We start from the raw sequence: 14,533 nt of genomic DNA, 5'->3' as shown, positions 1-14,533 counted from the left end.
TTGAGGCGATGGGAGGCTTGTCGCCCTCCCGTGCTCTCCACAGGATCCGCCTATGTGCATCTGCATCAATTGCGCGCTCGTGGATCGTTGCCAGACCTATCACCAGGTCGAGACCATCCACCAGCAGCCGCACCTGACGGAGGAACCTTCCTTCGAGCCGATTCATCCGGTCATCAACGTCAACATCTACGATTACGGCCAGGGCATGGAGTGGGACGTGGTCGGCTGTGAAAGCTTCGTGAGCGATCCCGGCCGCTGGTCGCGTCTGCGCCCCGGTGAATTGATTCCCACCTGACGGTGCCCATGGAAACCGGCTTCACCTCCCCGGGACCGCTTATCGTTCAGATTGGCGGCTTTGCGGTCCGCTGGTACAGCTTGCTCATTCTCGCGGGAATCATTGCCGGTACGCTGCTGTCGCAGAAACTGGCCCCCGAGCGCAAGGTCGCCCCGGAGGTGCTCTCGGATCTGGTCGTCTGGCTGGTGGTGGGGGCGATTCCGATGGCGCGGCTGTACTATGTACTCTTCGAGTGGCAGCGCTTCGCCGGGGAACCCTGGTGGAAGGTGTTTGCCATCTGGGAAGGGGGCATCGCCATCCACGGCGCCATCTTGGGGGGGCTGCTCGCCGGTTGGCTCTTTTGCCGCCGCAACGGCTATTCGCTTCTGACGATGATAGATCTGGCCGCCCCGGGGCTCATCCTCGGCCAGGCCATTGGCCGCTGGGGCAACTTTTTCAATTCCGAAGCCTACGGTGCCCCCACCAATCTGCCCTGGAAACTGTTTATCCCCGAGGCCAACCGCCCGCCCGGGATGGCCGCCTTTGCCTACTACCACCCGACGTTTCTGTACGAATCGCTCTGGAACCTGGGGGTACTGGCCCTGTTGCTGTTTGTGTTCTTTCGCTTTAAAAATCTGCGGCCCGGCAGCATCGCCTGTCTGTACGCCCTGGCCTACAGTGTCGGACGCTTCTGGATCGAAGGGTTGCGCCTCGACTCGCTGATGGTGGGTCCGCTGCGCACCGCCCAGTTGGTCAGCCTCGCCGGAATCGTGCTGGGGGCAGTCGGTCTGTGGTGGCTCAATCGCCGCAGTGCCCGACAAGAGGCGCCGTGAGCCTCGAACAAGCGGCCCCGGTGCGTCAGGCGCACCGGGGCCGGCTGGTATTGCCTCGACCCATCTGCCGCTAGAGTTCGAGCAGGATGGCAAAAGTGTTAAGGTCAATAAGGCCCAATTTCCAGAGCACGATGGGGAGACTGCCCTGCCACAGTTGCACCAGTTCGCGGGCGCGCACCAGTTGCGGCTCGGTCAAAAGCCGATTGGTGAGCAAATAGGTTTCAACTGCGGGCGTTTCCATCGGCGTTGTTGGGGCGACGGCTGTGGGTGCGGGGCCGGTCGGCGAGGGTGAGAATGACGAGGGCCAGGCCAATGAGCATCAACTCCATGGACTTCAGGTCTCTATCGGGCGATACCTAGGCATGATGCCCGACTAGAGAAGGTAGCCCCAGGGCCAAGGCCGAACAAGTCATTGCGCTTGAGCGCAGCGGCATTGTAGCAGCTGGACGGATCGGTGTGTGTCTACCTTTGTGGAGAAGCGCAGATCGGGAAGGGCCAATGGGGGGTCTGCCTTTGTGGGGATGAGCGAGTATGGGTAACTGCCTACGATGATTTCGATGGAGTATCGCGCGGAATACCGGAGGGATCATGCTGTATTTATTTGCCTACGAACTCAAACAGCCGCTCAGCGCTTATCCGGATCTGGTGAGCTTCATCGATGAGCTCAAGCCCCAGGCGCGCCCGATGGAGAACGTCTGGTTGCTCAATAGCTCCGATCTGCCCTTTAATTTGCAGCGCCGACTCAAGGAGCGCCTTGGGGAGGACGAGCAGTTCTATATGGTCGATGTCTCCAAGTCGATCGTCGCCTGGTCGGGGGTGGAGGGGGAAGTGGCTGATTTTATCGGTCGCTTTACCGAGGCGGTCGAGCAGGACGTCAGCGACCGGCTGTTGACCATCGCCTTCGACAAACCCCTCGATACCGCGACCGTCTCCAGTGCCGCCGGTTCCGAGGTGCGGCCGCTGCTGGCCAACGTCTGGCAGGTACAGTCGCAGGCCGCCCCCGAGCAGATCGTTTCGGCGCTGCGCAGCAGTCTTGCTGAGGGTAGCCGTTTGCTGGTGGCGGATGTGTCGCTGGCCCCGGCGGCCTGGTCGCAGCTTCCCGAAGATTCGGCCTACGCGGCGGTGGCCTACACCCGCACCGAACAGGGACCCGGGGATCGCCAGGAGTTCTAGACGGCGGGCGGCTGCTACGATAGCGCCGTAGTGCGAGCCCTCGGCCGATGCACCTGCCCTCGTTTCTCTGGCTCTGGAAAATTGCGGCCTGGTCGATGGGTCTGTCCCTCGCGGTGTACGCCCTGCTGGCGGCGAGTGGCCTGTGGGTATTGATCCGGCGCCCTGGAGGGCGCAGCGGACGGGCTTTGCGCCGATTGCACCTGGGCGCCGGAGTGGCCCTGGTGGGCCTGACTTCGTTGCTGCTCGGCATTGGTGTGGTGGGTACCCTGGGCCGCTTCGGCTCGCTCGGCCATTCTCCCCACCTGGGTTCGGGGCTTTTTGTGGTCGCCCTTGTCGCTACTTCCGCCTGGACCGCCCGGCAGATGCTGCGCGGCCGCCGCTGGGCAAAACCTTTGCATTTGGGAGCGGGTAGTCTGTTGCTCGTAGGTTTTGCCGCGGTGCTTGCCACCGGCTGGCAGGTCGTTCAGAAGTATCTGCCGCCTTGATGTCGGGCGGGCGTGCGGCGGAAGCGGCATCCCGTCATCGCCGCTGATTTGTCGCTTGAATGGGGACGCAGAGCAGGAAAATCTCATGCATTTGCGTTCGCGGCGCGGCGTCACCCTGGTGATGGTTCTGACCATTGGTCTTATCGTCGGTACGATCGCCAGTGCCGCCTTGCTGTTGGGAGCCCAGCTGGCCACCGGCACCGCCGGCCGTCGCAGCGCCCTCGAAGCGCGACATTTGGCCGAGGGAGCGAGCGAACTGGTGCGCAGCAAGCTGCTCGGAGATTACCGCCGCGCCGGTTTGCCCCGCGCCGAATGGTTGCGCCGGTTGCTGCTGCCCCCGGATGACCCGCTTTCGCGCCACGCCGCCAACCGCGGGGATCCGGAGCTGGCTTTCTATCTGGTTGTGAGCGATGCCAAAGTGGCGGCCGATCCGGGGGCGCTGTTTGCCGAGCCGGGTGCCATCCGCCCTGCAAGCCAGCTTCCGGCCGAGGTGATCGCCCGCGTCTTTGCGCTGCCGGCGGCGGATGGCACCGCGAAGGATCTGGAAATATTCGCCACCGCCTACCTGCGCGGCACCAGCCAGACCGTCTCGCGCACGCTGCAGGGCCTGGCACCCGAGAGTTTCGAGTTTGCGCTGCTCGCGCGCGAACCCAACTGCCAGTTCTGTCACCTGCAGATCCACGGCAACGTCGGGGCTCTGGCCCATCTGCGTCCCGGCTTTGAGCACAAGGCAGCCGACAAATCCGCCATGGGGGACGCGGGTTTCGACGAAAGTACAGGAGAAATTGCCACCGGACCGTCCTCTGCCTGGGGCGACGGCAACCGCGAAGGCATTCTCGAAGACAGCGGCAGGAACACCACGGATAATGCCCTGGCCTCGCGCATCCGGGGGAATGTCTACACCAACCAGCTCGCCACCAACGACAAAAGCGATCTCGATTATGGATCGGGACGGGCCACCCGCCTCAACGGGGTCGTACTGGAGTCCGACCGGCCGGGTGGGAATGCCGGGGTGACGACCCGGTACTTCGGACCACTGTTCTATTTGTTGCGCGGCGAGGATGTCGATCGCAACGGACGGCTGGACGATTTTCCACCCTTTGATCTCGAAGCGCTTGCGCGCACTGCCTCGGGCTCGGTGAGCGGCAATGTCCAAGCGGTTGCTTTCGAAAGCACTTACGTCGCCCGGCCGGTCGCCCGCCTTGGACCGGTGGTGGCGGGCCAGGCCGTGCTGCTTGGGGAACTGCCCTCCGAGGCAAACGGCCACTGCCGCAGCGCCAAAAATCCGCTGCTTGTGCAGGGGGACTTGTTCGTAGAAGGCGATGTGGTCTTGCGCGGCTGCCTCCAGGGCCAGGGCCAGATCTACAGCGCCCGCAACCTCTACGTGGCAGGCGACCTGGTCTACCGCAACCCACCCGGAAATTTTGGCAACTACACCGCCGCCACCGACCCGGACGCGGCGGCCCGGGCCGATATTGCCGCCGCCAAAGACAGTTTGCGCCTCGCTGCAGGCGGCAGCATCATCCTGGGCGATTACACCGAGCGTGGGGCGGACGATGCGCCCAGGCTCTACCGCGATCGGGCCGGCGAGGTCCACATCCGCTCGCGCTTCGGCTTCACCAAGGGCCGGACGGCCGCTCTGCGAATCCTGAATGGACGGCTTGAGGAGCTGGTAGCGGTGGGCGCCGGCCAGTGGCGCACCCTGGCGGGCCAGGCGATCCCCGCCGGTGAGGTCACGACACTCGAAGCCTACGACGCCCTCGTCCGACCGGTTGTCTGGGACAGCACCCGCAAAGCCCTGCGCAGTTGGCTGTCCGACGATGCTTACCGTGCGTTGTTGGGGGAGAGCATCCCGGGCGGGGAAGGTTCGCTGAGCAGTTGGCGGGTGGACGTTTCGCATCACCGCATTCCAGCGGACGGCAAAGACGGTCCCCCCGAGACGCTGCTGACCCTGGCCACCAGCGCAGATCCCGCCAAAGTCGACAGCGCCCGGCATTTTTTTGCTGAGAATCTGGCCCTCTCGGACGACCCGGCCTCCCTCGAAGAGGCGGAAAACCGCGCCAAAGCCGTCATTGCCCAATTGCAAAGCGGCCGGAGCGGCTGGAGCACCGATGCCGTCGCCTCCCTGGTCACAGCGGGCGGATACGACCGCAAAAGCTGGATGTTGGATCTGGTGCACCGCGATCCGGGTATCTTGGACCCTTACGCGGTGGTCCGTCCCACCCAGATCCAGCGCGTCGATGCCTTGCTCTACAGCGCCCGGCGCATCGCCGGGCACATCAACGGCACCAACTTTACCCTCAACGGCGGGGCGGTGGCGCCGGAGGTGGCGATCAGCGCCCCGGGGGCGGGATGGCTGGGCGAACTGACCACCGATGCCGCCCTGAAGGCGCGGGTGGAGGCCAAATCCAACCAGACCAATCCCCTTTCGGGAACAAGTTATAAATATGGAGCGTTGAACTACGATTACCGGTTGCGCAATGGAGAAGCCGCCTTGCGCCACGTCTCCCGCCTCAACACTGCCGAATCGATCCGATTTGGCAGCAGTAGTGGCGGTGCCCTCACCAGTAAGGTTTGCCGCAATGCCCAGTGCAACTAGACGCCCGCGCGGGCGCCGGGGTCTTACGCTCGTCGAGGTGCTGGTGGCCACGGTGCTCCTGGCGCTGTTTCTGGCGGCTCTCGCCCCGATGCTCTCCGCCGCTGCCCTACTGCGCAGGCAACAGGAACTGATCGCCGAGGCTACTAACCTCGCCCAACTCGAAATCGAAGAAATTCGCCGCTCCTGGTCGGCCATCGAAAACCGCGGTCTGGGCTCCCGCCAGAATATCGGCGGCCTGGTGCCGACCGCCATGCGCGACCGGCTTGTACCCCTGCCCCGGCCCTGTGTGCTGAGCGAGGTCGAATACGAAGGCTGCCAGTACCCCGAAGCGGTTCCGCCGGGGGCTCTGCCGCTTACCGCCTCCGAGAACTACCCCTTCAACTCGGACGGTTACGAAGTGAGCAGTCCCGACCCGAGCGGCGAAGGGCCGGACGATCTTTATCTTTATGATGTCAACCGCGAGCCGCCCGACTCACCGCGCTCGGCGGGCTTCACCATGGCGGGGGTGCGTGGTTCCAGAACCTACCGGGTGCAGGTCTTCTGGGGTTATGCGCCGGGCTCCGCCACCCCCGCTGTGGCCCTGGACGATCCCCAGTGGTACCGGCAGGAGGTGGTGCGGGTGGTGGTGCGCCTCTATCTGGCGGGCAAGGACGGCGATTTGCCGGTGGACGGCGACGGCAACCCGACCCGGCTCACCCGGGCGGTGCGGCCTTTGATCACCTCGCGCAGCGAGGAGGTGGCCGACACCCGGTCTGCCGCCAACGACCCGCAGACCCCGCCGGTTTTCAGCCCCCTCGCCCCGCTGGTGGTCCTGAGCGCCGATATCGCGAGGAGCTACCAGTGAGGCGCGCGGCCCTCGGATTTACGCTGCTCGAGCTGATAATCGTCATAGCCCTCATCGGTTTGTTGGCGAGTTTCGGAGCGGTGTCGGCCTACGGCCTTTTGCAGTCGCGCCGCTTCGACAGCGGTGTGCAGGAGTTGGCCCTGGCCGCCCGCAAGGCCCGCTCCCGCGCCCTCGAATCCTCCGAGACCTACACGTTCGAATTCACCCTGCACGACCCGGGCCGCAACGCCGATCCCGACGATCCGCCGGATCGCTACGCGCTTTACCGTGGTGCTGAACGTCCGGCTGTACCCGACTGGCGGCCCTTGCCCCAGCGCATCTGGATCTATCGCACCAGTATCCCGGGGCCGCCCTACCGCTGGACCTTCGACGAGCGCGGCACGGTGAATCCCTCCCAGATAGGCACCGTCGTGCTCCAGGACGGCGACAACCTTGATGCCGGTCTGGAAACAGCCAAAGACCTGCCCGGCTACCTGCGCAGCCGCGAGAGCAACCCCAACGGCGCAAGCCGGGGGGCGATCATGAACACCTATCTAGGTAAAATCAGCGTCGTCTCGGTGGGGACGCTCTGATGCGCAACCGCCGCGGCCTGACGTTGCTCGAACTGTTGATCACAGCGGTGATTGGTCTATTGCTCGTGGGGGCTGTGACCTACACCTTCACCAACTTCGGCAAAAATGCCCTGGTCGAAAACGCCGTGAGCGACGTGCAGATGGATCTGCACAGTGCCCTCGGGTTGATGACCGACGAATTGCGCCAGGCCCGCTATATCTACAACACCGACCCCAAAAGCAGTGCCACCGACCGTCTGCTCCTTGACCCGATAAACCCGACTACCGCCACCGAGGAAACGACCCTGGCCTTCGCCAATTTCGACAAAAGCCGGTTGGTACAGGCCGATTCGCCCGGCTTTCGGATTTTGTTGGCCTTCTGGGTGCCCACGGTGACAGGCACGGGTCGCCTGGGGGATCGCGCCTCCCCTGCGGGCCGGGGAACACCGCTCGCCTTCAACCTCGACAGCGGCGCTCTCACCGCCTGGGGCTCCGCCAACTCGATCCCGGCCTACAACCTGATTGTTTATTATGTCACCGACCCGCCCCCCGGCTCCGCCTGGGGCGGCCCGCGCATTCTGGAGCGCTGGGAATCACAACCGGTGCCGATCCGCTACGACGAGTTCGTCCAAGCTGAAAATTCCAACCGCTTTCTCGACCTTGCCAACTTCGATGCCACCGCCACTCCGCCGGTGGATGGCGTGTTCCTGCGCAGTTTGCCGTCGGCCGATGAGGCAAGTTTTGCCCTCGCCGATTTTCTCGACGCCGACAAGGGTATCGAGGTAAGGTACCTGAGCGCCCAGACGGTGCAAATCAGCCTACGGGGCAGCCTCGCAGGCAGCCAGGCCGATCGCTATCTGGCCTCCACCGGTTCAACCGCCCAGACGTACTTGCGCGAGAATGCGGGCGACGCCCTCGACTTTACGACCACCGTTGTCGCCCGCAACGTCTGCACCGCCAATGCCATCTGCGTGAAAGATCCCTGAGCGGCCAGAATTTAGCCGCCCGCCAGGTCAAGCCCGGTGCTGTCGGGCGGGTTGCTGCTGGACGGCAAGAGCGCCTCCGGGCTCACCGCAAAACCGACATCCGCGCCGTGACGGTTCAAGATTGCCAGTGCGTCGGTGACGCGAACCCCAAGCGCCTGCACCGTAACCAAGGTGGAGCCCTGGGCGACTCCCCGTTCGAAATGCCGTGCCTCCGCCTCAGGGACGCCCATACCTGTGAGCAGTTCCACCAACTTCTCCGCCAGGGCGGGCTCGCGGGGACTCAGCAGATTGGCGATTGTACCGAGGATACCACTGCCGCCCTCGGCGGCTTCTTCGACGGTCTGGGTGCCGGTTGCGTTGATCAGTTCGCGCTGTTCCTGCCGTTCGGCGAGCGCCACCCCAAGCGTGTCGAGATTGAACCCGTTCGCGTCGAGATCGGCGATGGCGGCTTCGGCGCTGCGCCGGTCCACGAACAGTCCGGCCAGCGTGCCCCTCTCGATAAGATCCGGCGGCAACGAAGTGAGCGGCTCGCGGGGTGTCTCCATGTTTTCCTCCTGTATGCCCTGGCGGCAGTTCTCTCCATCGTCGCGGCAGTCCGGCACGGCAGGCTCTCCCTGGGGGAAGAAAGCCCGCCATGCAGGCCGGAAGTGAGTTCGACCCCGCAAAATCAGGCTCAACAGCATTGACACTCCCCGCGGCTGAAGCTTCGGCAGCAGTCCACCGCGTCTGGCAGGACAACAGGATAACCAGGCGCTAAGCCTTGCCGCTCTCGGCGCACAGTCCTCTTCCACAGCTCTGGCCAGGCCAAGTCCCAGTCAGAGGCATGTCTTGCTGAGCCGTCGTTCGCCACCGGTATCGCCACCACCGTAAAGTACAATGAAGCCAGCGAAACAGTACCAAGTTAGTGCGGTATCCGTTCGAGTCCGGCGAGACGTTTAGCACCCGAAGGGAACAGGCAGGATGATCACTAGAGCTATCTATATGGACAACAACGCCACCACCCCGGTCGATCCGGTGGTGCTGGAGGTGATGTTGCCGTACTTCACCGAGAAATTCGGCAACGCGGCCAGCCGCAACCACGCCTATGGCTGGGAAGCGGAGGAAGCGGTCGAAAACGCCCGCGCCCAGATTGCTGCGGCGGTAGGGGCCGACCCGAAGGAAATCATCTTCACCAGCGGCGCCACTGAATCGAACAACCTCGCCCTCAAGGGTGTGGCCGAGGTGTACCGCGAGAAGGGCAACCACATCATCACCGTGGTCACCGAGCACAAGTGCATCCTGGATAGCGCCAAGTACCTCGAGCAGCACGGCTGCCGCATCACTTATCTGCCGGTCAAGCCCGACGGTCTCATAGATCTGGCCGAGTTGGAAGCGGCGATTACCCCTGAGACCGTTTTGATCTCGGTGATGTTCGCCAACAACGAAATCGGCGTCATTCAGCCTGTCGCCGAAATCGCCAAGATTGCCAAATCCCACGGCGTGCTCTTTCACACCGACGCTGCCCAGGCCCTGGGCAAAGTGCCCATCGACGTGCAGGCCCTAGGCATCGACTTGATGTCGATGTCAGGCCACAAGCTCTACGGCCCCAAGGGCATCGGTGCTCTCTACGTGCGGCGCAAGAACCCGCGTGTGCGCCTCGAAGCGCAGTTGCACGGCGGTGGCCATGAGCGGGGCATGCGCTCCGGTACCCTCTATGTGCCCCTGATTGTCGGCATGGGTGCCGCGGCCGAGCGGGCGGTGCAAAACCTCGAAGTCGAAGCGGCCCGGACGCGCAAACTGCGCGAGCGGCTCTTAGAACAAATTACCGGTCGGTTGAGCGAGGTTTATGTCAACGGCTCGCTGGAACATCGCCTGTCCGGCAACCTCAACTTGAGCTTCGCCTTTGTCGAAGGGGAAGCCCTGCTGATGGGCCTCAACGACACGGTGGCACTCTCCTCCGGGTCGGCGTGCACTTCGGCGTCGCTGGAGCCCAGTTACGTGCTCAAGGCCCTGGGGGTGGGCGACGAATTGGCTCACTCCTCGCTGCGCTTCGGGATCGGCCGCTTTAATACTGAAGAAGACATCGACCGCACCAGCGCCAAAATTGTCGAGGTGGTCAACCGCCTGCGCGAGATGTCGCCTCTGTGGGAGATGCACCAGGAAGGCATCGACCTGAAGCAGATGGCCTGGCCGCCCACTGACTTTCTTTTGCCCACCGCACACCCTGAAAGGATCCCAGGCCATGCCGTACAGCGATAAAGTCATCGACCACTACAACAATCTCCTGAGCCTGCCGCCGGTCAAGATCCACTGCTCGGTGCCGGCTGAGGATGCCATGCGGGCTGCCGTTGCCGACTACCAGGCCGAACAATCCAAAACCCTACCCACCCAGGAATGACACCATGACCACCAGCATCGACACCGCTCCGGCCCGTCGCCTTCCGCGCCGAGGCATCCAGATGACCGAAAGCGCCCTCGCCGAGGTGATGCGCCTGCGCGAGCGCCGCGGCGGCGATCTGATGCTGCGCGTCGGCGTCAAAGGCGGCGGTTGCTCGGGCCTCAGCTACACGATGGACTTCGAAGAAGAATCCAACGTCACCGCCCACGACGAGGTCTTCGACCACAGCGGCTTTAAAGTCGTCTCCGACAAAAAGAGTCTGCTGTTTCTCTACGGGCTGGTGCTCGACTACAGCGACGAATTGTTGGGCGGCGGCTTCAAGTTCAACAACCCCAACGCCGAGCGCTCCTGCTCCTGCGGCAGTTCCTTCTCGGCCTAGCGGCGCACCGCCCCATGGGCAGCACCGCCCGGCTGTTTCTGGACCCGGTTCAGTTTAGCGGTGATACCGCCCGGCTCGACCCGGCCCAGTCGCATTACCTCAGGCAGGTACTGCGGCTGCGGGACGGAGCAAGTTGCATCGTAGGCGACGGCCTGGGCAATACCTGGCAGGCGACCCTCGCGGGCGACACCGTCAGGCTCGGCTCGCTTTTGCCCCGAACGGGCGAATTGCCCCTGCCGGTCACCATCGCCTGCGCGGTTCCCAAGGGCGATCGCTGGGACTGGCTGTTGCAGAAGTCTACAGAGCTGGGGGCAGACCGGATTGTGCCGCTGGTGTGCGAGCGCTCGGTGGTGCAGCCGGATGCCAAGCGGCACAAGCGCTGGCAGGCGATCGTCCGCGAAGCCGCGGAGCAGTCGGAGCGCGCCGTGCTGCCCGTCGTCGAACCACCGGCCTTGTTTGGCATGTTTCTGAGGCACCCTGCCCGGGGTACGCGGCTTATCTGCACTGCCCGCGGTGTGCGGCCACCTTTGTTGAATTATTTGCCGGCCGCCGCCCTGACATTGCTATTTGGGCCGGAAGGGGGGTTCAGTGAGACCGAAGTGGCCGCCGCCACCGACGCCGGTTACCAGGTATGCAGCCTGGGCAGCCGTATCCTGCGCACCGAGACCGCACCGTTGCTTGCCCTCGGTTGGATTGCCGCCTGGTACGAAGGGAAGCCTGAGGACACTTGACGCTCCCTGGCGCAAATGCCACGATCAAATTACAAGATGTTACGCACAAGCCGCCAAGGATGCCATGCTTGTCCCTTTCGACCCTTCGCAATTCGAATCCGAATCGGCCACAGGCGAACGGCCGCAGGATAACAAACTCGTCCACTACTTGCGGATGCAGTCGCCCGAGTTGCTTTCGCAGATCGCCCAATCCGTCACCCCGGAAGTGCATCAGATGATCGCGGGCAATATCCAGGGGCTCATGGGTAGCCTGCCGAGCAACCAGTTCAATGTTCAGGTAAGCACCAACCGCGACAACCTCTCGGCTTTGCTCGCCTCGGCGATGATGACCGGCTATTTTCTGCGCAACGTCGAGCAGCGCATGGAACTGGAAGGCCGCTTGAATGCCGCCCTTGGCGGCGAGGATTGAGCACGTTTGTTCTTGCACTCTAAGCCGGTGCCCCACGCCGCACTTCTGCAGCGTGGGGCATTTTGATGAGCACGGCACGGTCCCAACGCGGAATCGGGATAACAAATCCCGAGGGGCTCCGGGGGTAGATATATGCATGCGCTGCAGATGGAACTTCGCGGACAGCTTGGTGGCAGCACAAAACCCATACCCTCGCGATCGGAGGGCTATGCTAAAATCCCGCAAATAATGATCGGCAGTACGGCATGCCGTTTACTACCCGAACAAAAGGGGCTTATGGCGCGCTTAGAGAACGCCGGTTTCTTTTTCATTTAGTGAAGGGTATTCGTCTTCATCGGTCGAAAGAAGCGTCGAACCCTTCGCCCAGGTGAGCAACGAAATCAAAAACGACTGGTAGCCAACGTGGCGCCTTTGGGCTTCGTCCTTAAGCCACTTGAGCAGTTCTCCGGGCATCCGGATGCTGATGAGAAAGCGTTCGTCAGTCTTAGCCGCTTCAAGGGTTTCATCGAGACTGGTGCGCGGCTTGTAGGCAAAACGTTTCCACACGTGGCGGTAACGGTAAATGGTGCTCACCGAGAGCTGGGTCTCGGAGGCGAGTTCGCGCACCAACTGGCTACTTTGCATCGGCAGCGCATTCTTTTTATGCAGCGCCTTCAATGCCAACTCGATCTTCTCCTGGTTTTCCATATCTACTGTTTTTCCTCCGGGATCATGGCTTGCTGTTGCAAACTATACATCAAACATAGCGAAGTTCCCGGGGAAGCGGGAAGCGATTTTTTGACTTTTCAGCAACCCAGCGCCTGCAAAAGATCGGGCACATCGGTAACCAAACCGTTCACCCGCCATTCGGTAAGTACAGCCATTTCCTTGGCGTCATTGACAGTCCAGGGTATTACCTGTAGACCGGCCGCCTGGGCTATCTCGACTGCGGAGCGATCGATAGACTGGTAGTAGGGACACCACAGCTGTGCATTAAGGTGTTGCATATCGGTCAGCAAATTGACCGGTGTATGTGCGGTAAGTAGGGCAGTTCGAATCGAGCGATTGCACTGCCCGATCGCCTGAAGTGCGCGGGGCACAAAGGACAGAACCACAACATTCTTACAGAAACTCGATCGTTCAATCGCAGAGGCAACACACTGTTCGAAGCGCTCGCCATGGGGGCCAAGCCATAGGGCGTCATAAAACGGGGCGCGTTTGATCTCAAGAAATATGCGAATGCTTTGCAAATATAGTGCCTGTTCGGCACCCAATTGCCCATAAGCCGCTAGCAACGCGAACACCTGCTCGAGGGTAGGCGGCACAAAGACGCTAGCTACATTTTTCATCAACAGCGGTGCGATCCGGCCTGTGTAGAGGGTTTTTGGGCGCTCCGCGGACCCCAATTCGAACTGGCAATCAGCGATGTAATTATCTTGAATCGTTGACAGTTCCAACTCTCCCCAGCAAGGCGGCTCCACAGGAAGCGGACCGGTGCTGAGGCGGCATTTGCCGGGCAGCGGGCGCGGGTCGTGGCTGACCAGCACCTGGCCGTCGCCGCTCAGGTGTAAGTCCATCTCGATACCGTCGACGCGCAGGTCGAGGGCTCTTTCGAAAGCCGGCAGCGTATTCTCGGGCACCTGCGCCCGGCAGCCGCGGTGGGCGATGACGAGCGGTCTAGCGGGTGGGGGAGAGGGCATTGCCCCGCAGTAGCGAGCCGAGCGTCTTGAGGGTGATCTTGGTCTGCACGAAGGGACCGGCGGGGACCACGGTCTTGTACAGGTACGAATCGAACGTCAGCCGCTGCACGTCGCGGTCGGCGCACATCTCGACGAACGCCTCGCGGGTGGCGTCGCTGCGGTAGAAGACATCCTGCAGGATCGAGAGCACCCGGTAGGTGAGGCCGTACTGGCGGTCCCAGCGCCGCACATATTCGCCCAATTGCGCTTCGGAGGGCAGCTTGCCGCCTGCGGCCGCCTCGACGATCGTCTGGGCGGCCATGCGGCCGGACTTGGCGGCGAAGTAGATGCCTTCGCCGCTCGATTTGGTGACGTAGCCCGCAGCGTCGCCCACCAGCATTACCCGGTCTACCACCCGGCGCGGGCGCGAGCGCTCCGGCAGCGGGTGCGCTTCAATTTTGATAATCTTGCCCCCGGCGATTTTGGCCCCCGCCCGCTCGCGCAGCGCCTTCTGCATCCGGCGGATGCCGTCTTTGTTGGGGGACATGGTGCCGGTGCCGACGGCGACGTGATTCGACTTCGGAAAGATCCAGGCATAAAAATCGGGCGAGACGTCAAAACCCAGGTACATCTCGGCGCGGTCTTCGTAGTAGGCCATCTTCTCGGGCGGCAACTCGATGCGCTCTTGAAAGGCGATGGCGTAGGGCACGTCCCCGGCGTCGATGGTCTTGGCGATCTTTGAGTGAAAGCCGTCGGCACCGATCACGATGTCCGCTTTGAGGGAGCGGGCGTTGCCGTCCTTGTCGCGGTACTCCAGAACGTAGGGGGTGCCGCGCTTGAGTTCGGTGAAGGTGCCCTCGATGAGGTGCGCTCCCACCGAAGCGGCCCGGTTGCGCAAGAACCCATCCAGCACCTCGCGGCGGCACATGCCGATGTATTCGTCCTGCTTGGTAAGGGAGATGTCCACCGCGTGGTTGCTCGGGGCAATCATCGACATGTTGCGCACACGCCGGTCGATGATCTCGCTGGGCAAATCGAACTCGCTTACCATGCACAGCGGAATCGCCCCGCCGCAGGGTTTGGCGTTGCTCAGGTTCTTCTCGATGAGATAAGTTTCAAACCCGGCCTTCGCACAAATTTCGGCGGCGCTCGAACCGCCAGGACCCGAACCCACCACCGCTACTCGAAGTGTCACTGGTTTCCCTCCGCCGCAAGACGCCCGACTGGTGGGCAT

17 protein-coding genes and 1 pseudogene are annotated in these 14,533 nt (G+C 62.8%); 13 read left to right on the top strand and 5 right to left on the bottom strand.

Features of this window, described 5'->3' with window-relative positions; genetic code table 11:
- Window positions 1–52 precede the first annotated feature (52 nt).
- Both GLL_RS22620 and lgt read left to right on the top strand, forming a co-directional pair.
- A complete protein-coding gene (locus tag GLL_RS22620; protein WP_011144377.1) occupies window positions 53–295 on the top strand; it encodes a Ycf34 family protein in 243 nt (80 codons plus the stop codon).
- An 8-nt stretch (window positions 296–303) separates the two neighbouring features.
- On the top strand, window positions 304–1,107 hold the full coding sequence (gene lgt / locus GLL_RS22615) for a prolipoprotein diacylglyceryl transferase (RefSeq protein WP_164929526.1): 804 nt from the start codon (window positions 304–306) through the stop codon (window positions 1,105–1,107).
- Window positions 1,108–1,177: 70 nt separating this feature from the next.
- On the opposite strand, the gene GLL_RS22610 is transcribed toward lgt, so the two are convergent.
- Window positions 1,178–1,348, bottom strand: a complete 171-nt coding sequence (locus GLL_RS22610; protein WP_011144375.1) for a DUF2949 domain-containing protein — start codon at window positions 1,346–1,348, stop codon at window positions 1,178–1,180.
- 347 nt (window positions 1,349–1,695) lie between these two features.
- Here GLL_RS22610 and GLL_RS22605 point away from each other — a divergent pair, with 347 nt between their 5' ends.
- The 6 genes from GLL_RS22605 to GLL_RS22580 all read left to right on the top strand — a co-directional run bounded on the left by GLL_RS22605 (window position 1,696) and on the right by GLL_RS22580 (window position 7,745).
- Window positions 1,696–2,280 (top strand): hypothetical protein, encoded by a 585-nt coding sequence (locus GLL_RS22605; RefSeq protein WP_011144374.1) that lies wholly within the window; start codon window positions 1,696–1,698, stop codon window positions 2,278–2,280.
- A 47-nt stretch (window positions 2,281–2,327) separates the two neighbouring features.
- The gene (locus GLL_RS22600; protein ID WP_011144373.1) at window positions 2,328–2,765 is read left to right on the top strand and encodes a DUF4079 domain-containing protein; all 438 of its coding nucleotides are present in this window, start codon (window positions 2,328–2,330) and stop codon (window positions 2,763–2,765) included.
- An 85-nt stretch (window positions 2,766–2,850) separates the two neighbouring features.
- Window positions 2,851–5,364, top strand: a complete 2,514-nt coding sequence (locus tag GLL_RS22595; RefSeq protein WP_011144372.1) for a hypothetical protein — start codon at window positions 2,851–2,853, stop codon at window positions 5,362–5,364.
- Window positions 5,348–6,208: a prepilin-type N-terminal cleavage/methylation domain-containing protein gene (locus tag GLL_RS22590; protein ID WP_164929525.1), complete on the top strand. Its 861-nt coding sequence runs from the start codon at window positions 5,348–5,350 to the stop codon at window positions 6,206–6,208. The genes GLL_RS22595 and GLL_RS22590 overlap by 17 nt, the downstream gene beginning before the upstream one ends.
- On the top strand, window positions 6,205–6,780 hold the full coding sequence (locus GLL_RS22585) for a prepilin-type N-terminal cleavage/methylation domain-containing protein (protein WP_011144370.1): 576 nt from the start codon (window positions 6,205–6,207) through the stop codon (window positions 6,778–6,780). The genes GLL_RS22590 and GLL_RS22585 overlap by 4 nt, the downstream gene beginning before the upstream one ends.
- Window positions 6,780–7,745, top strand: a complete 966-nt coding sequence (locus GLL_RS22580; protein WP_011144369.1) for a PilW family protein — start codon at window positions 6,780–6,782, stop codon at window positions 7,743–7,745. Before GLL_RS22585 ends, GLL_RS22580 begins: the two co-directional genes overlap by 1 nt.
- A gap of 11 nt (window positions 7,746–7,756) precedes the next feature.
- On the opposite strand, the gene GLL_RS22575 is transcribed toward GLL_RS22580, so the two are convergent.
- Entirely contained in the window at window positions 7,757–8,290 is a 534-nt protein-coding gene (locus GLL_RS22575) for a general stress protein (RefSeq protein WP_164929524.1), read from the bottom strand.
- 415 nt (window positions 8,291–8,705) lie between these two features.
- On the opposite strand from GLL_RS22575, the gene GLL_RS22570 reads away from it, so the two are divergent.
- The 5 genes and pseudogenes from GLL_RS22570 to GLL_RS22550 all read left to right on the top strand — a co-directional run bounded on the left by GLL_RS22570 (window position 8,706) and on the right by GLL_RS22550 (window position 11,641).
- Window positions 8,706–9,983, top strand: a complete 1,278-nt coding sequence (locus tag GLL_RS22570; RefSeq protein WP_011144367.1) for an IscS subfamily cysteine desulfurase — start codon at window positions 8,706–8,708, stop codon at window positions 9,981–9,983.
- Between the two features lie 25 nt (window positions 9,984–10,008).
- Window positions 10,009–10,122, top strand: a pseudogene (locus GLL_RS22565) (iron-sulfur cluster assembly scaffold protein); the annotation flags it as partial.
- A gap of 4 nt (window positions 10,123–10,126) precedes the next feature.
- Window positions 10,127–10,501, top strand: coding sequence for a HesB/IscA family protein (locus GLL_RS22560; protein ID WP_011144365.1), 375 nt, complete (start codon window positions 10,127–10,129; stop codon window positions 10,499–10,501).
- 14 nt (window positions 10,502–10,515) lie between these two features.
- Entirely contained in the window at window positions 10,516–11,232 is a 717-nt protein-coding gene (locus tag GLL_RS22555) for an RsmE family RNA methyltransferase (RefSeq protein WP_011144364.1), read from the top strand.
- A 64-nt stretch (window positions 11,233–11,296) separates the two neighbouring features.
- Window positions 11,297–11,641 carry a DUF760 domain-containing protein gene (locus tag GLL_RS22550; protein WP_011144363.1) on the top strand — a complete coding sequence of 115 codons (345 nt, stop codon included), beginning with the start codon at window positions 11,297–11,299 and terminating at the stop codon, window positions 11,639–11,641.
- A 285-nt stretch (window positions 11,642–11,926) separates the two neighbouring features.
- Here the strand turns inward: GLL_RS22550 and GLL_RS22545 are convergent, their stop codons facing one another.
- From GLL_RS22545 to chlP, 3 genes are all read right to left on the bottom strand, one after another.
- The gene (locus GLL_RS22545) at window positions 11,927–12,328 is read right to left on the bottom strand and encodes a hypothetical protein (protein ID WP_011144362.1); all 402 of its coding nucleotides are present in this window, start codon (window positions 12,326–12,328) and stop codon (window positions 11,927–11,929) included.
- 98 nt (window positions 12,329–12,426) lie between these two features.
- Window positions 12,427–13,320, bottom strand: a complete 894-nt coding sequence (locus GLL_RS22540; protein WP_011144361.1) for a glycerophosphodiester phosphodiesterase — start codon at window positions 13,318–13,320, stop codon at window positions 12,427–12,429.
- The gene (chlP, locus tag GLL_RS22535) at window positions 13,298–14,533 is read right to left on the bottom strand and encodes a geranylgeranyl reductase (RefSeq protein ID WP_164929790.1); all 1,236 of its coding nucleotides are present in this window, start codon (window positions 14,531–14,533) and stop codon (window positions 13,298–13,300) included. Before chlP ends, GLL_RS22540 begins: the two co-directional genes overlap by 23 nt.

Source organism: Gloeobacter violaceus PCC 7421 (genome assembly GCF_000011385.1).
GTDB classification, from domain to species: Bacteria; Cyanobacteriota; Cyanobacteriia; order Gloeobacterales; family Gloeobacteraceae; genus Gloeobacter; species Gloeobacter violaceus.
This window is presented reverse-complemented; position numbering and strand designations above follow the sequence as displayed.